At 62.1% G+C, this 18,120-nt stretch carries 17 protein-coding genes and 1 tRNA gene; 16 read left to right on the top strand and 2 right to left on the bottom strand.

Going from position 1 to position 18,120, the window contains the following annotated elements:
• The first annotated feature begins 110 nt into the window (after positions 1 to 110).
• Both CAY53_RS00845 and CAY53_RS00840 read left to right on the top strand, forming a co-directional pair.
• Positions 111 to 506, top strand: a complete 396-nt coding sequence (locus tag CAY53_RS00845; RefSeq protein WP_104935530.1) for a pancreas/duodenum homeobox protein 1 — start codon at positions 111 to 113, stop codon at positions 504 to 506.
• Positions 503 to 1,546, top strand: coding sequence for a glycoside hydrolase family 3 N-terminal domain-containing protein (locus CAY53_RS00840; protein ID WP_104935529.1), 1,044 nt, complete (start codon positions 503 to 505; stop codon positions 1,544 to 1,546). The genes CAY53_RS00845 and CAY53_RS00840 overlap by 4 nt, the downstream gene beginning before the upstream one ends.
• A gap of 125 nt (positions 1,547 to 1,671) precedes the next feature.
• Here the strand turns inward: CAY53_RS00840 and CAY53_RS00835 are convergent, their stop codons facing one another.
• The gene (locus CAY53_RS00835; protein WP_104935528.1) at positions 1,672 to 2,739 is read right to left on the bottom strand and encodes a DHH family phosphoesterase; all 1,068 of its coding nucleotides are present in this window, start codon (positions 2,737 to 2,739) and stop codon (positions 1,672 to 1,674) included.
• A gap of 222 nt (positions 2,740 to 2,961) precedes the next feature.
• Between CAY53_RS00835 and CAY53_RS00830 the strand changes: the two genes are divergently transcribed.
• From CAY53_RS00830 to CAY53_RS00765, 14 genes are all read left to right on the top strand, one after another.
• A complete protein-coding gene (locus CAY53_RS00830) occupies positions 2,962 to 4,044 on the top strand; it encodes an LptF/LptG family permease (RefSeq protein ID WP_104937378.1) in 1,083 nt (360 codons plus the stop codon).
• The gene (locus tag CAY53_RS00825; protein WP_104935527.1) at positions 4,044 to 4,811 is read left to right on the top strand and encodes a hypothetical protein; all 768 of its coding nucleotides are present in this window, start codon (positions 4,044 to 4,046) and stop codon (positions 4,809 to 4,811) included. The genes CAY53_RS00830 and CAY53_RS00825 overlap by 1 nt, the downstream gene beginning before the upstream one ends.
• Positions 4,798 to 5,496 (top strand): ATPase, encoded by a 699-nt coding sequence (locus tag CAY53_RS00820; RefSeq protein WP_219842687.1) that lies wholly within the window; start codon positions 4,798 to 4,800, stop codon positions 5,494 to 5,496. The genes CAY53_RS00825 and CAY53_RS00820 overlap by 14 nt, the downstream gene beginning before the upstream one ends.
• 99 nt (positions 5,497 to 5,595) lie before the next feature.
• Positions 5,596 to 6,201: a recombination-associated protein RdgC gene (rdgC, locus tag CAY53_RS00815; RefSeq protein WP_104935526.1), complete on the top strand. Its 606-nt coding sequence runs from the start codon at positions 5,596 to 5,598 to the stop codon at positions 6,199 to 6,201.
• 26 nt (positions 6,202 to 6,227) lie between these two features.
• Complete coding sequence (locus CAY53_RS00810) at positions 6,228 to 7,694, top strand: tetratricopeptide repeat protein (RefSeq protein ID WP_104935525.1); 1,467 nt, start codon at positions 6,228 to 6,230, stop codon at positions 7,692 to 7,694.
• A gap of 24 nt (positions 7,695 to 7,718) precedes the next feature.
• Complete coding sequence (locus tag CAY53_RS00805; protein WP_104935524.1) at positions 7,719 to 8,273, top strand: hypothetical protein; 555 nt, start codon at positions 7,719 to 7,721, stop codon at positions 8,271 to 8,273.
• A 45-nt stretch (positions 8,274 to 8,318) separates the two neighbouring features.
• Positions 8,319 to 9,659 carry a hypothetical protein gene (locus CAY53_RS00800; protein ID WP_104935523.1) on the top strand — a complete coding sequence of 447 codons (1,341 nt, stop codon included), beginning with the start codon at positions 8,319 to 8,321 and terminating at the stop codon, positions 9,657 to 9,659.
• Positions 9,660 to 9,692: 33 nt separating this feature from the next.
• Positions 9,693 to 11,114, top strand: a complete 1,422-nt coding sequence (gatB, locus tag CAY53_RS00795) for an Asp-tRNA(Asn)/Glu-tRNA(Gln) amidotransferase subunit GatB (protein WP_181040332.1) — start codon at positions 9,693 to 9,695, stop codon at positions 11,112 to 11,114.
• A complete protein-coding gene (gene radC, locus CAY53_RS00790) occupies positions 11,111 to 11,845 on the top strand; it encodes a RadC family protein (RefSeq protein WP_104935522.1) in 735 nt (244 codons plus the stop codon). The genes gatB and radC overlap by 4 nt, the downstream gene beginning before the upstream one ends.
• Entirely contained in the window at positions 11,838 to 12,998 is a 1,161-nt protein-coding gene (gene hemW, locus CAY53_RS00785) for a radical SAM family heme chaperone HemW (protein WP_104935521.1), read from the top strand. Before radC ends, hemW begins: the two co-directional genes overlap by 8 nt.
• Before the next feature lie 140 nt (positions 12,999 to 13,138).
• Positions 13,139 to 14,758 carry a fumarate hydratase gene (locus CAY53_RS00780; protein WP_104935520.1) on the top strand — a complete coding sequence of 540 codons (1,620 nt, stop codon included), beginning with the start codon at positions 13,139 to 13,141 and terminating at the stop codon, positions 14,756 to 14,758.
• A 224-nt stretch (positions 14,759 to 14,982) separates the two neighbouring features.
• The gene (locus tag CAY53_RS00775) at positions 14,983 to 16,239 is read left to right on the top strand and encodes a glucose-1-phosphate adenylyltransferase family protein (protein WP_104935519.1); all 1,257 of its coding nucleotides are present in this window, start codon (positions 14,983 to 14,985) and stop codon (positions 16,237 to 16,239) included.
• Complete coding sequence (locus CAY53_RS00770) at positions 16,236 to 17,504, top strand: glucose-1-phosphate adenylyltransferase family protein (RefSeq protein WP_104935518.1); 1,269 nt, start codon at positions 16,236 to 16,238, stop codon at positions 17,502 to 17,504. Before CAY53_RS00775 ends, CAY53_RS00770 begins: the two co-directional genes overlap by 4 nt.
• A 145-nt stretch (positions 17,505 to 17,649) precedes the next feature.
• Positions 17,650 to 17,725, top strand: a tRNA-Arg gene (locus CAY53_RS00765).
• Between the two features lie 85 nt (positions 17,726 to 17,810).
• On the opposite strand, the gene CAY53_RS00760 is transcribed toward CAY53_RS00765, so the two are convergent.
• The gene (locus CAY53_RS00760; RefSeq protein WP_104935517.1) at positions 17,811 to 18,095 is read right to left on the bottom strand and encodes a hypothetical protein; all 285 of its coding nucleotides are present in this window, start codon (positions 18,093 to 18,095) and stop codon (positions 17,811 to 17,813) included.
• Positions 18,096 to 18,120 lie beyond the last annotated feature (25 nt).

Raw genomic sequence — 18,120 nt, 5'->3', positions numbered from 1 at the left:
TCTGCCGCCTTGCGCAGGCCTGCGGCAGTGTCTGCGTCCTTTTGGTGCCATGCCGGAGCGCGCCGCTGTCCTTGGGAGCGCCTGTTTACCAACCACTTACGAGGAAAAGCATGAAAAATCCCGATACCGTTTTTGCCGAGGCCAGGGTGCTGGAAACCCTCTTTCCCGAGAGCCGGAGCGACGAGTTTTTCGACGCGCTCTTTGGCGACGCCACGGAAGGCGCATACAATATCAAGCTCCGCTACGGCGCGTATGACGCGAAAAGCGGCACGCTCACCTTCTTTCTGGATCTGCTCCAGCGACCCGGCAAATGCCTGGCCTGCAACCTGACCTCCGGCCTGCCCGACGTGTTTGCCAGGCACCCGGTCATCAACATCAGGGGCCTGGTCGCCGGCACGGAGCACCTCCTGGAGGCCCGTTGCACGGGCTGGGAACTGGGGCGCACCCGGCAGGAAGAGCCCACACGCTACTGCATCCCCCTGGTGCTGAGTCTGAGCGGGTCATGACGCTGGAACTGGGCCGCCTTTTCTTGCTGGGCTTCCGGGGTGAACGGCTGAAGCCCGACCACTGGCTTTGCCAGGCACTCCAGCAGCACCTGGGCGGTGTCGTGCTTTTTGACAGGAACGTGGACGCTTCGGTGCAGAACATCAGCTCGCCGGAGCAGTTGAAGGGCCTGACCAGAGACTTGCAGGACGCCGCCGGAGGCGGACTCATCATCGGCATTGACCAGGAAGGGGGCCGGGTTTGCCGCCTGAAGCCGGCCGCCGGCTTTCCGCCCCAGCCGGGTGCCAAGGAAGTGGCGACAGCGGGTCTTGCGGCCAGCAGGGCGGCGGCCGAGCGCTGCGCTGCGCTGCTGGCCGATTGCGGCATTACCTGCAATTTTGCGCCGGTGGTGGATATTGACAGCTCCCCGCCCTGTCCGGTGATCGGCGGCCTTGGCCGCAGTTTCGGCACGGATGCGGAGACCGTGGCCGCCCATGCGGCACTCTGGGTCAGAGCTCTGCACGCCCAGGGGCTTGCCTGTTGCCTCAAGCATTTTCCAGGGCATGGCCGGGCCAGGGGGGACACGCATCTGGGCTTTGTGGATGCCGGCTCCGGCTGGCGCGAGGATGAGCTCGCGCCCTATGAGCGCCTGATTGCCGCTGGCTTTCAGGATGCGGTGATGAGCGCCCATCTGGTCCTCCGCCAACTGGACCCGGCGGGCCGCCCCGCTACCCTGTCCCGGCCCATCCTGCAGGGACTTTTGCGGGAGAGGCTGGGCTTTCGGGGCGTCATCTGCACCGATGACCTGCAGATGGGCGCGATCGCGAACGAGTACGGTTACCGCCAGGCGGTGCAGCAGGCGCTGCTGGCGGGTGCGGACCTGCTCCTTGTGGGCAACAATCTCAAGGATCAGCCGGAAGCCTTGACCGCAGGCGTGGCCGCGATAGAGGAGCTGTTGCAGGAGGGCCGCATCACCGAAGCCAGGCTGGCGGCGTCCATTGCCAGGGTGGAGCGGCTGGCGCGGGGGCCCCTTGCAGATCGGGCCCGAAACAGTGCGGCCTGACTGTGTCAGGGCAGCGCGTGCAGACAAGGCGGCAAGGCCTCTGCCGCTTGCCGCACGGCCGCAAAAACCGGGGCCGGCCGGATGCAGGCCCTGAGTGGCGTAGCCGCAGCCTTTTGTGCAGCGCCTTACTTCGCCGGGCTGTCGCTCCCCCTTGTTTCGGAGACGTTTGCCAGGCGCATGAGGGTTTGGGTGGTAAACTCGCTTCCAGGCTTCAGGGGCAGGCTCTTTAGGGACACTTCCGCCCTGGCCGCCTCCCGGTGACCGCCTGCGGAACCGTACTGGGCGAACATCTTCTGAGCCAGCTTGCCGGCATTTTTGCGGTAGCCGTCGCAGCGGAAGATCACCACCAGCTTGTCGCCCATGTTGCCGGAGATGAGCACCCAGTCGTAGCCATCCACGTAGTTGAAAAAATCGGCGATAATCACCAGAATATCCGGCGTGCTGACCGAACCCAGATGGGCAAAGGCCTTGCCCTTGCTGTACTTGAGGACGGACAGGGCGGTGCGGAAGTACTTGAGCTCCGATCGCCTGGTTGAGGCGAGTTCGAATTTGCGGACCAGAGCCAGGTTGGCGCTTTCCAGCAGCGTTCTGAAGCTGATGCCCTCGGCAGGCTGTGCGGTCTGGCGCTGGAAGTTCTGGGTATCCACCTTGACCCCATAGTAGAGCGCGGTGGCAAGCGACGCGGACATCTTGATTTTGGCGGCCTTCAGGTATTCCACCATCATGGAGGAGACAGCCCCGTATTCCGGCCGGATGTCGATAAAGGGCGCATCCCATCCGGTAGTGACCGGATGGTGGTCGATCACGGCAGTGAAGCTCATCTTTTCAAACACCGGCAGGTGAGGCGGCTGGGAATCCACCAGCACCCGTTTGCTGAACTCCCGGCCAGCCAGGGTGTGCAGGCGCTCTATGGGCAGATTCAGCCGCTTCATCATGGTGAGGTTGTTGAGCCGGCGGATCTCGTTCGGGTAGCCGATGGTCACGCTCTGCACCCGGTAGCTCAGAAGGCGTTTCAGGGCCATGGCAGAGGCCATGGCGTCCGGATCGGCGTTGATGAGGATGAGCACCGTGTCGTTGCGCTGAAACTGCGCCCAAAGACCTTGCAGACGTGCCGTGGCAGAGACTTTGCCGGCACGGGTGACAACGGTGGCCGGCGCGATCTTTTCCAGATGTTTCGGGGTGGTAGAAGCCATAAAAAAGAAGTAAGATACGGAAAATCAGTGCAGGAACGGGCAGAAAGCTCTTACTATTCAACCACAGCTCACTCTAAATTACCACGGAAAGGACGGCTTGAGAAGCCCCCCTCTCCGGGGCGGATGACGGCAAGCCGGCCGGGATCTGGTCTGCCGCCCAGTCGATGCCGTCTCTTTTCCGGCCTGCGCCTTGCTCCGCATACCCTTCACCCGCTGACGAACGTGCTGCTGCTCAACCGTTATATCCTGAGGAATTTTCTGCGCAATCTGGGCCTGCTGCTTGCCGCGCTCATTGCCCTGTACATGCTCATCGACTTCTTCGAGAAGATCGACAACTTTCTGGAGAAGGGCAAGTCCACCGGGCTGATCCTCAAATTCTTTCTGCTGAACATTCCCTTTATCGTCGAGCAGATGAGCCCGGTTTGCGTGCTGCTGGCCGGCGTCATCACCTTGGGGGTGCTCAATCACAGCAACGAACTGGTTGCCCTTAAGTCCTGCGGCATTCCGCTGGGCAAGGTCGTTGCGCCCATCGTTGTGGCCGGCATGCTGTGCATGCTTGTTTTTCTGGCCATCTCCCAGTGGGTGCTGCCCAGAACCGTGTCCGTTACCAACGAGATCTGGAACAGGGAAGTGCAGGGCCGGGTGGCGCTGGGCATTTACCGCAACGGCCGTTATTTCTATCGCGGCAAGGAAGGATTTTACTCCTTTCAGCGGCCCGATCCCAAGCAGAATATCTTCCTGTATTTTTCCTACAGTACTTGGGATGCGAATTTTGACCTGAACTCGATTGTCGCCTCAAGGATCGTGAACTGGAACGGCGCACAGTGGCTTCTGGTGCAGGGGCAGGAGCAGAAGCGGATCGGCCCCGAGCAGTACAGTACGGAAGTCTTTTATGCGCTTCAAGAGCAGTTTCCCGAAACCCCGGCCAGTTTTTTCGTGCCGGCCTATCACACCATGGAGCTTTCCCTGCTGGAACTGTACGAGGCCACCAGACATCAGCACTCCCCAGAGGATACCAACCGGGCCTGGGCCGAATTTTTCGGCCGCATATCCTACACCACCCTGGGCCTGCCCCTGCTCCTTCTGGGGCTGCCGCTCCTGCTGATAGTCTACCGCCGCTGGGGCCGTGATCTGTCCCTCGCCGTGCCGGTCAGTTGCGGTATGGCCTTTTTCTGCTGGGGTGGCTGGGCGGCCCTGCAATCTTTGGCCAAGGAGAGCTATATCAACCCGCTGGCAGCGGCCATAGGCGTCCACATCGTAGTGGGCCTTGCGGGCATTGTGCTGCTGATCCGCGAGGATCTCTGATGCCGGAAAAGGTTGGCATAGTGGGAGTGCCTCCCCTCGCGGTGATTGCCCGGCTGAACCGGGAGGGCGCGGAAATCGTGGACCTGGACGAGCCGCTGTCGCAGGCCTCGCTCGACCGGAGCGCTGCTTTGGTGCCCCGGGTGTATTGCGCCATTTTGCGTACCGTGGTGCTGAACAGCATGACGCTTTCGCTTGACCGCATTTGCATCGATATCGGCCCCGGCAAGTGCGACGGAGCGCTCCACATCGCCCGGGTATTGGCCGACACCCTGCCCATTCCGGTTGAGTGCACCGAAAACCGGGATACCATGCCCTTTGGCTGGCCCCTGTGTCAGGCTGAAATGCCGCTCATGGAAAAATTCGGCCGCATTAGCAGGAGCGTGCAAAGCGCTGCCCCGCACAAGGCCCGCAGGGCCTGCACGCCCCTCTGCGCTTTCTGGGGCGTGCCGCCGCGGGACTTCACTCTGCTGCGGCCTTTTCCGCCGCAAACCCACGTGTTTGGCTGGACCCGCTGCATGGAGAACAAGACCCCCGCCGATCTGGAGCTGGAGCGCCACGTCGATCCCCATTTACCCACGGTCTTTTTCAGCCAGTCCTTTTGCGCCAAATCGGCGCTTGCCTGGCATCTGGGCCGGCAGCATCCACGGGCTCTGGTGATCGACTGCGATGTCGGCCCGAGCCATTCGGCCAAAGCCAAGATCGAGGCCTTTCTGGCCCTGTCCGGAGTGCCGCTCGCAAGCGAGGCCAGCGCCCATGCTGCTGGCTGATTTTGGCACCACCTACTGCAAGGTGCTGGATACGGCAAAAGGCGAGGGGCCGTACGTTGTCGCCAGCCGCGCGCTGCCTGCAGGCTTTCGGGCCGACCTGGGCACCGGCCACAATGCCGCCCAGCGCAGCGGGCGCGCGGTCAACGAACTGCTAGCCCTGGCCAGGGGCGGAGCCCGGTTGATAGCGGGCAGCGATTTCGTGCTCCTGGACTGTGGCAGCCGCGATCTGAAGTTTGTCCGCTTTGCCGGCGGCCGGGTGGCGGACATGGGCTGGAACACGGAATGCGGTGCATCCATGGGGTTTACCGTCGAGCTGCTGGCCCATTACTACCACCTGGACTATGCGGCCCTGCCTGTACCGAAAAGCGGCTTTTCCGTCACCTGCGGCGTTCTGGGCATGAGCCATATTTTTGACGCCGTGGTTGGGGGTGCCAGCGAAGCCGAAGCAGTGGCCCGCTTCGTGCGGGGCATTGCCCTGAATGCCTGGCGCTTTGCCGGCGCGCCGGCCGAGCTGTATCTCTCCGGCGGTCTGTGTGAAAATCCCCTTTTTCTGGCCTGCCTGCCCTGCCGTGTCCACCCTCTGGGCCGCTTTGTGCTGCTGGAGGGGCTTTTGGCTCTGGGCGGCCCGGAAAGGCCGGGTTTCCCGGCTCTGCCGGCAGGGCACGTTTTTGCTGGCAAAGCCTGAGCATTTGCGGCACAATACGGCTTTGCCGTGTGCAGCGAACCGGCGGGTCGGCCCCGTCCGGCTCGTTGTCATCTGTTTCCTTCTTTTTGCAGCCGAATTATGGGACTTTTAACCGGAGCCGCCTCTTTCACCCGCTTTGCGGTCAGCGGTGAACTGCCCGAGTCTCCCTGGGATTTCATCGCCGGGCAGATCGAAAAGCACAGTTTCCGCGACATCGACGACACCATGGACGAGTTTTCGGTGGGTTGGGTGTCGGTGGCCAATATGTTCGACACCGCTTTTGCCCGCAGTTCCTATGCTGCCGGCGATTATGTCGCCCTGACCATGCGCATGGATGAACGCCGGGTTTCGCCTGCGGTGCTCAAAAAATTCTGCCAGAAGGAGGAGGCGCGCATCCTGCAGGAAAAACAGATTCCCCGCCTGGCCAAGGCGGCGCGGGTGGAAATCCGCGAGCGCATTCAGGCGGAGCTTTTGCGCAAATCGCCGCCCATTCCCTCCACCAGCGACCTGTGCTGGCACGTGGCCGATGGCCTTGTCCTGTTCTTCAGCACCAGCAGGAAGGCCGTGGCCCTGCTGGAAGAGCTGTTCAGGGAGAGCTTTGGCCTCGGGCTGGTGCTGCAGGTGCCCTGGCTGACCGGCGAGCGGATGCTGGACGAGGCTGGCCGGGCCAGTCTGAACGAGCTGCAGCCCGCCGTCTTTCTGTAAGCTGGCGCCTACCAGGAAAAATCGGCATGAACGGCACAAACTGGCTGGTGTTTTTGGCGACGATCGCGGTGCTGGCAGCGGCACTGGGCTGGCGGCGTCTGCGTCGCAAGGCGGCCCGGCCTTCGAAACACGCCGCCCGTCCGGCGCCCCAGATGGATGGGCCTGCCATTGGGGGCGGGACAGCGGGAGGCCAGCCGATGGCCGAGCCCCTGCCGCCCCCGGAGCTCTCCGAGCCCGAGGTGGCAGGGCCGCCCCGCCCGGATTCGGTCAGTTCGGTGCTTTTATGGGAAGTGTTTCTGGCCCGGCAGCATGCCCTGGCGGTGACCTGCCGGCTGAAGCTGGAGTCTTTGGAAGACAAGGTCGGCGGCGCGCAGGAGCGCCGTCTGGCCCAGCAGCAGGTGCGCATTTCCGGCGAACGCATGGTCCGTCTGGAGGCCAGCTATCAGGAAGAGCTTGCCTGCCATGAGGCGGTCATTGCCTTTCTGGGCAAGCTGGCCGACCGGGATCCCGGGTCGCCGGCCGCACAGATCAGAGAGTCCCTGCTGCACAGCGCCTTTCCCGGCGAGGCCGAGCATTTTCTGGATGAGTGGAGTCAGGACAGGCAGCATGGCCGCACCCGGAGTGCCATGGCCGCCTTTTTGAGCGGGCGCTTGGCCGAACTCCGCATTGATCTGGCTCAGGCCCTGACCTGCTATTGCCGGGCTCTGCACCTGGCCCCGGACGACCCCGAATACCTGCGCACGGCCGGCAATCTGGCCCATCAACTGGGCCACTATGATTACGCGCGACGGTGGCGCGCTGCGCTGCTCCGCCTCATCCGCCAGCGCCCGGGCGGCTGCAATCCGCTGGAACTGGCCCTGGCCCAGCGTGATCTGGCCTACACCTGCCTGAAGGCTGGGCGTCAGGATGAAGCCGGCCCGCTTTATAAAAGTGCCATGAGCGTCATGGGCACTGAGCTGGGCAACAATCACCCGGAAATGGCCACAGCCTGGTTTCAGATCGGCGAAATGCAGGAGAGCCAGGGCACCTTTGAGCAGGCCTATGTCCTGTATCAGCGCAGCTTCAAAATGCTGGAGTCCACGTTGGGCCTGCTAGACCCCAGACTTTGCCCGGCTCTGGAAAAGCTGGCCACCCTGTCCCTGCGCTTTGGCCGGGAACAGGATGCCCTGGCCTATTACCGCAAATTGGTGACCATTCAGGAAAAGGCGCTGTCCCCCGATCATCCCTTCCTGGCGGACAGCCTGACCGCCCTGGCCGAGGCCTGCATCAGTTGCGGCGAGTTTTCGCTGGCCGAGCAGTGCTGCCGGAAAAGCCTGAAAATCACCGAAGCCATTCACGAGCGCGAGCACCCGACAATCGTCGCGTTGCTCTCCGAACTGAGCTGGCTCTGCGCCCAGCAGGGCAAGCTGGAGGAGGCCAGCCGCTATCAGAACGAGGCCGAGGCCATCCATGCGGCGCTGGACAGGGACGAAGCGCCGGCGCCTGCTTCCTGATTTTTCCTCACGCAATATTTTCTTATGGACCTTGTCGATCTCATTACAGAAAAGCGTTTTCTGGGGCAGGAATTCCTGACCTGGCTCTGGTACAAATCCGAAGAGCGCGGCGGCGCGGTCGCGGTGCCGGGCCGGGGCGACGTGTCGGTGACCTTCGAGAAGCACATGCTGCTTGAATACGGGGAAGGCCAGGAGCAGGAAAAGGTCATCTGCCGGGGCCTGCAGACTGAACTGAAAGAGGCCAGGGCAGGTCTCAGTCTGGCAAAAAAGCCGGAGCAGGCCCGCCTGAAGCTGGAGTGGCACGAGCAGGAATTCGGCGTCACCCTGACAGCCGCGACTTTTGAATTCCGCAACGTGCGCCTGCCCAAAATCGTGGATCGGGCCGATGAGGGCAGGGGGCCGGAGGACCTCGAGGCCCGCGTGCTAGAGCGCCTCGCCCTCTTCGAGCTGCTCTCTGATCTGGTGCTCGACCTTTTCAGGCTCTTTATTGGCATCCGCATCTCCAGGGACTGGCCCCGGGAACTGCTGCAGATCCGCGCCTGGATTCAGGAAAGCTCGCAGCGGCTGGCCCAGCCGTGACGCCATCCCCTATCATCATTTCAGCAAACATTCGGAGGAACCACTGTGCACCGCTGCCTTTGCATTCTGCTGGCAGGCCTGTTGACCCTGGCTGCGGCACCCTCTCCAGCCGCCGAAGCGCTCGTTTTTGGCGCACCCGTTCAGGCCGAATATCCCAGCACCAAGGACGGCCTGTTGGCGCTTTCCCGCGAAACGCCGCCCAGGGAACTGGCTGCGGGTGCGGAAATTATTTTGGTTTCCGGCTATGAACCGGCCAATGTGGGCAACAAGGGCACGGCCGCGCGGGTCACGGTGAACCGGCCCGGCGCCCGGGTGCTCCTTGTGCTTTCCAGCTATGAAACCGTGCTTTGGCAGGTGACGGCCACGGAACGCACGACGCTTGCGGGAATTCTGGTGGGCGGTTACCAGCCGTCGGCAGTTTCCGCCAATGTCAAGGTTCCGGCCTTCCGTGTTTCTCTGCCTTATGCCCGTCAAACCGACAATATCGAGTTCACTGCGCTGCTCAGGCAGCTTGACCAACTCTTTGGCGTCGGCAAAGTGGACGCCTTTCGCGGCAGTTATACCATTCCGGCGGAAACCACGATTGCCGCCCTAGATGCCCCTGGGCCAGAGTTGACCCTGGCCGGGCCTGCGGTGACGCGGCCGGCCCGCAACTTCGTCTTTTATCTGACCGACAGCCAGTACCGCCGCGTGCCCTGGACGCTGACCGGGCCGGTCGAGAACAGGGAGGCGGCCCGTGACGCCCGCTACAGCGACAGTGGCCCGCTGGAACTTTCGCCCATCAGCGACCGCCTGTGGACGCTTGCACCGGACGGCGGCACGCTCTATAGGCTGGGCAAGGATCAGTTGAACATCAAAAAGCTGCATGACGGGGCCAGCGAGACGGTCGACCTGCCGCCCAATTTTCCGCGTTTTTCCTGGGCCAGCGGCATGGCCTATGACAGTAGGCGGGACATCGTCAGTGTGGTGAGTTTCGGTGGGGAAGGCTGTCTGTACCGCTACAGTGTGAAAACAGGCAGGTGGCTGGACTTCCGCTCGCTCAACAACGTGGATTTCCATTCCCTGGCCTATGACGCGCAGAACGACCGCTATATCGGCTGGGTGGACTTTGGGCCGGGCGATCTGGTCTTCTTTTCCGGCGAGGGCGAGGCACTGTTCTCCAGGAGAGTCGCGGACAGACTGCCAGGCTTTGGTCGCCTCTACGACTCGGGCAACGGCCCCAGGCCCGCGCTGGCCGTGTTCCCCCACGGTGACGAACTGGCCCTGGTGGCCTTTGCGGGCGGCGGTATGCCCCGCCCCGGCGGAGCGGAGGCCGCCGGCGTCCAGGCCATCTGGCTGTACAATGTGGCAAGGGATCAGGCGGCCCTGACCTACAAGGCGCAATAAACCGGGCGCATTCGCCCATCACAGGTGCATATCATGGAATTTGAAACCGTCATCGGGCTGGAGGTGCATGCCCAGCTCAAGACCAACAGCAAGATCTTCTGCTCCTGCTCCACCGAGTTTGGCGCGCCGCCCAACACCCATACCTGCCCGGTCTGTCTGGGCATGCCCGGATCCCTGCCGGTTCTGAACCGCAGGGTGGTGAAATTTGCGGTCAGGCTGGGGCTGGCCACGAATGCCACCCTGAACCGGGACAACCGCTTCGCCCGCAAAAACTACTTCTATCCCGACCTGCCCAAGGGCTACCAGATTTCCCAGTTCGAGCTGCCCATCTGTGAGCACGGCGCTTTGGACATCGAGGTGGCAGGCACGGTCAAGCGCATCGGCATCACCCGTATTCACATGGAGGAAGACGCCGGCAAGCTGGTGCATGACGAACTTGAACAGGTCAGTTATGTCGACCTGAACCGCGCCGGCACGCCCCTGCTCGAAATCGTGAGCGAGCCAGACATGCGCTCGCCCGAGGAGGCGGTGGCCTACCTGAAGAAGCTGCACGCCATTGTGCGCTATCTGGACATCTGCGACGGCAACATGCAGGAAGGCAGCTTTCGCTGCGATGCCAATATTTCGCTCAGGCCGCTTGGGCAACAGGCCTTTGGCACCCGCACGGAACTGAAGAACATGAATTCCTTCCGCAACGTGCAACTGGCCCTGGAGTTCGAGGAGCGCCGCCAGCGCGATCTGCTCCTGGACGGCGGCACAGTCGTGCAGGACACAAGGCTCTGGAACCCGGATACGAACCGCACCGAGACCATGCGCGGCAAGGAGGAGGCCCACGACTACCGCTATTTTCCCGATCCGGACCTGGTGCCCGTGCAGTTGTCGGAGGAGCTGATCGCCCAGATGCAAGGAAGCCTGCCGGAACTGCCGGATGCCCGCAAAAACCGGCTCATGCGGGACTACGATCTGGGCGATTACGATGCGGATCTGCTCTGTGCCTCCCGCGAGCTGGCGGATTTCTTCGAGTCTGCGAATGCCCTATGCCAGCAGCCCAAGCGGCTCGCCAACTTCATCGGCACCGAGCTTTTGCGAGAAGTGGCTGCGGACGAGATGGCCGCCTGCCCGGTCAGGCCGGAGGACCTGGGCAAGCTGATGCGGATGGTGGAGAGCGGCGCCATTTCCGGCAAGATCGCGAAGGGCGTGTTTGCCGATATGCTGCAGGGCGGCGGCGATCCGGAGGTCATTGTGCGGCAAAAGGGCCTCTCCCAGATGAGTGACGAGGGCGAGCTGGCGGCCATGGTGCAGGAAATCGTGGCCGCCAATCCGGAACAGGCGCAGCAGTTCAGGGAGGGCAAGGACAAGGTGCTGGGCTTTTTCGTGGGCCAGCTCATGAAGAAAACCCGCGGCAAGGCCAATCCCCAACTGGCGAATGAGCTGCTCCGCAAGGCGCTCAAGTGAGCGAAGAGCCGCAAAACAAAGGTGCAGGCCACCGTCAGCGTCTGCGCGACAAGTTTCTGGAGCTGGGCATCGAGGCATTCACCGACAGCGAGGTGATCGAGGTGCTGCTCAGCTTCGGCACCCCCCGCTCCGACTGCAAGGAGGCGGCCCGGGCTGCGCTGGCCCGTTTTGGCTCGCTGCCGGCCGTGCTGGACGCTGCGCCCCAGGAGTTGCAGCAGATCAAGGGGATGGGCGGAAAAAACATCTTTGCCCTGCGCTTCATTCAGGGCGTGGCGCGCCGCTATCTCAAACAGCGCATCGTAGGCAGGCAGTATCTGCGCTCGGCCCGCGAGGTGGCGGATTTCCTCATCCACAGCATGCGCGGCCTCAAGCACGAAGTGCTCACCGTGGTTTTTCTGGATGCCGCCCATGCGGTCATTACCAGCGAAGTGGTGGCCGAGGGCACGGTCAACGTCAACACCATCTATCCCCGCGAACTGGTCAAAGAGGCCCTGCGCCTGAACGCCAGCGCCCTGGTCATTGCCCATAACCACCCCTCCGGTGCGCTCAAGCCTTCCGAGCAGGACAAGGCCCTGACCCGGAATCTGTATCTTTTGGGCTCCTTTCTGCACATTAGCCTTTTGGATCACCTCATCGTGGGCGAGGGCGACACGGTGTTCAGCTTTGCCGAGGCCGGACTGATGAGCGGGATCCGGGCCCAGTGCGGCCGGCTCCTGGGATCCCTTGGCTGAGCATACCCCGCTTGCGCAACGCGCGGGGCTGTACCTGCACGTGCCCTTTTGCCAGCGCAAATGTCCCTACTGCGGCTTCTCCTCCAGGCCGCCGCGAGACGGAGATTTTGCCTGCTATTTCAAGGCGGTGCTGGCCCAGCTGCACACCGTGGCCCGCTTGCCGGAGATTCGGGAACTCCGCTTTGCCAGCGTCTTTTTCGGCGGCGGCACCCCCTCCCTTTTGCCGGCCGGAATGCTGGCCAGTCTTCTGCACGCCTGCACCGCCGCCCTAAACTGTGCCGCAGACAGGGAAATCAGTGTTGAAGTCAACCCTGGCACCATAGGCGCCCCGGCGCTGCAGGTGCTCAGGAAGGCCGGGTTCAATCGCCTGTCCGTGGGCGTACAGTCGTTTTGCGATGCGGAACTGCGGCGGCTGGGGCGCATCCATTCGGCGGCGGAGGCCGGAAAGGCCGTGGCCATGGCCCGCGCCGCGGGCTTTGCCAATATCAGCCTGGATTTGATGTACGGCCTGCCGGGGCAGAGTGCGGCCGACTGGCAGCACAGTCTGGAGGCGGCTTTGGCCCTGGAGCCGCAGCACCTCGCCCTGTACGAACTGACGCCGGAGGCGGGAACGCCCCTGGCCGCGGCCCTGGAACGCGGGGCCATCCGCCTGCCGGAGGAGGACGAGGTGTTGGCGATGATGGCCATTACGCGCAGGCTGATGGCAGGAACCGCTCTGGCCCGTTACGAGATCTCCAACTACGCACGGCCCGGCTTGCAGTGCCGCCACAACCTCAACTACTGGGAAAACGGTTTCTATCTGGGCCTGGGGCCTGGCGCGGTTTCAGCCTTTGGCGGCGGCCGTTTTGCCATTCCGCCCGGCCTGACGCGGTACCGGGAACGCGCTGCCAGCGGTCAGCCCGCCTGGGATGCGGGAGAACGCCTGGATAGGGAGGCGGCCTTTCGGGAAACGGTGATCATGGGCCTGCGCATGATCCGGGGGATTTCGGCGGCCGCTTTGCAGCGACGCTTTGCCCTGGATCTGCGCCGCTACTACGGCCCGGTTCTGGAACGACTGCTGGCCCAAAAACTCGTCGTCTGGCACGGCGACCTGTTGGCCCTGAGCGACTCGGGGCTCCTGCTCGCCAATCAGGTCATGGCCGAACTGGTTTGACGCACAGCCCTGCGTACAGGCTTGCCTTTCATGAGCTGGGGCTGTAAAAGAAAGTTGTATGCACCGGCCCCGGCAACTGCCGCCGAACTGTATCGCCTGTGTTGCATCCACCCACCTTTCCCAATCCAAGGAGCAGAACCATGAGCAATTTTGTCTATCAGGATCCCCTGCCTCTCGGCCCCGACACCACCAGCTACCGCCGCCTCGAAGGCTCCGAAAAGTATGTGAGCGTGGAGCAATTTGCCGGCGAAGATGTGCTCAGAGTTGACCCCGAGGCCCTGAAGGTGCTGGCCAGGACTGCCATGCGCGAGGTCTCCTTCCTGCTCCGGCCCGAACACAACGAGCAGGTGGCCGCGATCTTCGGCGATCCCGAGGCCTCGGAAAACGACAAGCTGGTGGCCTTTGCCATGCTGCGCAATGCCGAGGTGGCTGCGGACTTTGTCCTCCCCTTCTGTCAGGATACGGGCACGGCCTGCGTGGTGGCCAAAAAGGGCCAACAGGTGTGGACTGGCTGCGATGACGCCGAAAAGCTCTCCGAAGGTATCTATGCCACCTACACCGGGGAGAACCTGCGCTACTCGCAGAATGCGCCCCTTTCCATGTACGAGGAGGTCAACACCAAGTGCAACCTGCCGGCCCAGATCGACATCTACGCCACCGCGGGCGGCGAATACAAGTTTCTCTTCATCGCCAAGGGCGGCGGCAGCGCCAACAAGAGCTACCTGTATCAGGAGACCAAGGCGCTGCTCAATCCCCAGACCCTCAGGAAATTTCTGGTGGACAAGATGCGCACGCTCGGCACCGCCGCCTGTCCGCCCTACCACATCGCCTTTGTCATCGGCGGCACCAGCGCCGAGACCAACCTGAAGACCGTCAAGCTGGCCAGCGCCAAATATCTGGACAGCCTGCCCACGAGCGGCAATGAATACGGCCGTTCCTTCCGCGATCTGGACATGGAAAAGGAGCTGCTGGCGGAAGCCCGCAAACTGGGACTGGGCGCGCAGTTTGGCGGTGTGGCCTTTGCCCACGACATCCGTGTCATCCGCATGTCGCGTCACGGCGCCTCCTGTCCGGTGGGCATGGGCGTGTCCTGCTCGGCCGATCGCAACATCAAGGCCAAAATCACCAGAGAGGGCCTGTGGATCGAGCAGATGGACGCCAGACCGGGCCGCCTCATTCCGGAGAGCATTCGCAGGCAGAGCAACCCGAAGGTGGTCAGGATCGACCTGAACCAGCCCATGACGGCCATCCGGGCAGAGCTGAGCAAGCATCCGGTCGCCACGCCCCTGTCGCTGAGCGGCACCATCATCGTGGGCCGGGATATCGCCCATGCCAAGTGGAAGGAGCTGCTGGATGCCGGCAAGCCGCTGCCCGCATATCTGGGCAGGCACCCGGTTTATTACGCCGGCCCGGCCAAAAAGCCGGAAGGCAAGCCCTCCGGCTCCTTTGGCCCCACCACGGCCGGCCGCATGGATTCCTACGTGGATCTGCTGCAGAGCCATGGCGGCGCCATGGTGATGATCGCCAAGGGCAACCGCTCCCAGCAGGTGACGGATGCCTGCAAGAAGCACGGCGGCTTCTATCTGGGCTCCATCGGCGGCCCGGCGGCCAAACTTGCCGAGGAAAACATCAGGAAGGTGGAGTGCATCGACTATCCGGAACTGGGCATGGAGGCGGTGTGGCAAATCGAAGTCGTGGACTTCCCCGCCTTCATCCTGGTGGACGACAAGGGCAACGACTTCTTCAGGCAGTTGATGTAAGCCCGGCCCCTTGGTGCTGAAGGGCCGTCAAGCCCCGCTGGTGCATGCCGGCGGGGCTTTTTTGCGAAAAAAGGCCAGCCCGCGCCTGCAAGGGCGGAATTTTTAGCGCTTGCAATGCCAGCGGGGGCATATCATAATGCAGGCATATTCATCGAGCAGCCGCGTGCCCTGGAATAATGGCCTGTCCTGGCTTGCGGTTGCCCCTACCTGCGAGGCGGTGCCCTATGAATAGACCGGCCATTTTGGCAATGGTACTGGCTGGCGGCCGCGTAGACGAGCTTGGCGTACTTACGCACCACCGTCCCAAATCCGCTGTTCCTTTTGGCGGCTTTGCCCGTGTCATTGATTTTGCCCTGTCCAATTTGCTGCATTCAGGCATTGAACGGGTGGCTATCCTGAGCCAGTACCGTTCCTACTCTCTCATCAACCATATTGGTACGGGCGCGTCCTGGGACATGATCGGCCGGAACCGCGGCATTTCCATTCTGCCGCCTTTCAAGGACTACAGCAACACGCACTGGTACCGCGGTACGGCAGACGCCGTGTTCCAGAACCTGGACTTTATCCGGCACATCAATCCCTCAGTGGTCCTGATCCTTTCCGGCGACCATATTTACCACATGGATTACAGCCGCATGATCCGTTACCATCAGCAGATGGATGCGGATCTGACTGCAGCTTTCGTTGATGTGCCCATCGAGTCCGCTTCCCGCTTCGGCGTGGCCAAAATTGCCGAAGATGGCCCCTATGGTGGGCCGATTCTGGATTACAAGGAAAAACCAAAACGTCCGCACTACACCAAGGCCTCCCTCACTCTTTTCTGCTTCAAGCCCGCGGTTTTGGTGGATGTGCTCACCAGGAATCAGAAGAACACCTCCTACGAGTTCGGCCACGACATCATTCCTATGATGGTGCGTGAGCACTACAAGGTTTATGGCTACAATTTCCAGGGTTACTGGGGTTACACCAAGACCATTGAAGAGTACTGGCAGACCTCCATGGACCTTTTGGGCGAGGCGCCCAAAATCGACATGGAAGCCTGGGGCATCCGTACCAACCTGCACCATCGGGACATTGCCAACCGGCAGCCGGTTATGATCGGCCCCCGGGGCAGCCTGGAGAATTCGCTGGCCTATGACGGCTGCGTGATCGATGGCACGGTGCGTAATTCCATCCTCTTCCCCGGCGTGCACGTGAAGTGCGGCGCGGAGATCAGCAATTCCGTCATCATGTTCGACAACATCGTGCATGAGGGGGTCCTGCTGAACAGGGTCGTCAGCGATGTGGACACGGTGTACAACACAGGCGCCGTGGTGGGCAGGCCCGGTGACGACGCTGCCATGGGCAGGGTAACGGTTATTGGCGCCAGCAACAGCGTGCCCAAAGGCATGCAGATAGGGAGCGGCTGTTCGGTTGTCCCGAGTCTGCCTGCCCCATCCTGGCCGGCATCACAACTGCAAGACGGAGAGGCACTGCTATGAGAGACACAGGTGAGGCTCTGGTCCTGTTGCTGGCAGGCGGTATCGGCAGCCGGCTGGATCTGTTGGTTGGGCACCGGGCCAAACCGGCGGTGCCCTTTGCCGGTTTGTACCGTATTATTGATTTCAGTCTCTCGAATGTCATGAACTCCGGCCTGAACCGGGTGGGCGTGCTCACCCAGTACAAGCCGCTTTCCCTCATGGCCCATATCAAAGGCGGCGAGGCCTGGGACTTTACGGGCCGCTCCCGCGGGGTCAAGATTCTGCCGCCGCGTACCGGCGCAAAGGATTCCGACTGGTACCGGGGCACGGCTGACGCCATCAGGCAAAACATCGATTTTATCCAACAAAACCCGGCGGATCAGGTTATCGTCCTTTCAGGCGATCACATTTACCGCATGGATTTCGATGCCATGCTGGCCTACCATCGCCACAAGAAGGCAGATATCACCATCGGCATGATGGTCGTGCCCATGCGTGACATTCATCAGTTTGGCGCCGGCATTGTGGACACGGAAAACCGGATCGTTGACTGGGAGGAAAAACCGGCCATTCCGCGCACCAACCTGGCCTCCATGGGTATTTACGTGTTCGAGACCAAATACCTGCTGCGCACTCTGGAGCGCGACCGGGAGGAGGTGGATTTCGGCATGCACATCGTTCCGCGGGCCATCAGGGAAGACAAGGTCTTTGCCTATCCCTTCTACGGCTACTGGCGCGATGTCGGTACCATTCAGGCCTATTGGGAAGCCAATATGGACGTGCTCCGGCCCGGGTCCGGCATTTCGCCCGAGGCATGGGACATCTGTTCCAATCCGGAATACGGCGACCGCCCCATGGACCGGCAGGCCGCACGTTTCGTGAGCGGGTGCAAGGTGCATGCATCCATGATTTCGGCGGGTTGCATCATTGAAGGGACGGTGACCAATTCGGTACTGTCTCCGGGAGTGTGGGTGCGCAAGGGCGCTGTAGTCAACAATTCGGTGATCTTTCATGATTCGGTGATCGAGGAAGGGGCCAAGGTGGATCTGGCCATCTGCGACAAACGGGTGTACGTGCGCGAGGGCGCGGTCGTGGGCCAGGGCGAGGACTTGCACGTGGCCAACAGGCTCTTTCCCAAACACCTGTATACGGGGATCACGCTGGTCGGCAAGGAGGCGCGGGTGCCGGCCCATGCCCACATCGGGCGGAATTGCCGTGTGACCTACGGTTTTAACGAGGATGACAGCAGGGATGCCCTTGAACTGGCGGACGGCGAGTCGATTTGAGCCAGGCAAAAACAAGGAGCAGGGACAGGAGACGGGATAAAAGGCCAGAGAATTTCTTGCCCTTGCTGCCTGAGTATGGTTTATTCCCGGCGCACAGGAGTGGCTGGGATGGGCGTGCCATGCCTTTGCCCCGGAATTTCTGTACGCTCCAGTAGCTCAGGGGATAGAGCACAGGATTCCTAATCCTGGTGCCGCAGGTTCGATTCCTGCCTGGAGCACCAATAATTTCAATGGGCTACGACTTTTAGTCTTAGCCCATTTTTCGTCCGGCAATATGTTCTGGAAAAATTGCCCAGCCAAACCGGTTCAATTTTGAGCCGGTCTTTTTTTATTTCGGCCCCGGCGTGCGTCCGCTCTTCTGTCGCCTCGCGTTTGATTTGGAACCTGCGCCTGGGCTGCAACTTTCTGTTGAGCATGCCCGGAAGCGCGGCAGCGCCGCCATAGCCCGCGCCGGTCGGCACGGGGCGAGACCCCGGGGCCGGCGTGCGACCTGCCACCGCGGAAGGCAGCGCCTGCCATCCCCGCAATCACGATGACCACCCGGCTTTCCTGCAGGAAAGCTGCCTGGATCAGCAGGGATGCGTCGTTCATGTTTTTCTCCTCTGCCAGGGTTCTC

The organism is Desulfobulbus oralis, assembly GCF_002952055.1.
GTDB lineage: Bacteria > Desulfobacterota > Desulfobulbia > Desulfobulbales > Desulfobulbaceae > Desulfobulbus > Desulfobulbus oralis.
This window is presented reverse-complemented; position numbering and strand designations above follow the sequence as displayed.

Bases quoted from the DNA above. Each gene is read 5' to 3' on its own strand.
- CAY53_RS00775 (WP_104935519.1), top strand. From the start codon at position 14,983: ATGAATAGACCGGCCATTTTGGCAATGGTACTGGCTGGCGGCCGCGTA.
- CAY53_RS00780 (WP_104935520.1), top strand. From the start codon at position 13,139: ATGAGCAATTTTGTCTATCAGGATCCCCTGCCTCTCGGCCCCGACACC.
- CAY53_RS00840 (WP_104935529.1), top strand. From the start codon at position 503: ATGACGCTGGAACTGGGCCGCCTTTTCTTGCTGGGCTTCCGGGGTGAA.
- CAY53_RS00810 (WP_104935525.1), top strand. From the start codon at position 6,228: ATGAACGGCACAAACTGGCTGGTGTTTTTGGCGACGATCGCGGTGCTG.
- CAY53_RS00760 (WP_104935517.1), bottom strand. From the start codon at position 18,095: ATGAACGACGCATCCCTGCTGATCCAGGCAGCTTTCCTGCAGGAAAGC.
- gatB (WP_181040332.1), top strand. From the start codon at position 9,693: ATGGAATTTGAAACCGTCATCGGGCTGGAGGTGCATGCCCAGCTCAAG.
- rdgC (WP_104935526.1), top strand. From the start codon at position 5,596: ATGGGACTTTTAACCGGAGCCGCCTCTTTCACCCGCTTTGCGGTCAGC.
- CAY53_RS00770 (WP_104935518.1), top strand. From the start codon at position 16,236: ATGAGAGACACAGGTGAGGCTCTGGTCCTGTTGCTGGCAGGCGGTATC.
- CAY53_RS00845 (WP_104935530.1), top strand. From the start codon at position 111: ATGAAAAATCCCGATACCGTTTTTGCCGAGGCCAGGGTGCTGGAAACC.
- CAY53_RS00805 (WP_104935524.1), top strand. From the start codon at position 7,719: ATGGACCTTGTCGATCTCATTACAGAAAAGCGTTTTCTGGGGCAGGAA.
- CAY53_RS00825 (WP_104935527.1), top strand. From the start codon at position 4,044: ATGCCGGAAAAGGTTGGCATAGTGGGAGTGCCTCCCCTCGCGGTGATT.
- CAY53_RS00820 (WP_219842687.1), top strand. From the start codon at position 4,798: ATGCTGCTGGCTGATTTTGGCACCACCTACTGCAAGGTGCTGGATACG.
- CAY53_RS00835 (WP_104935528.1), bottom strand. From the start codon at position 2,739: ATGGCTTCTACCACCCCGAAACATCTGGAAAAGATCGCGCCGGCCACC.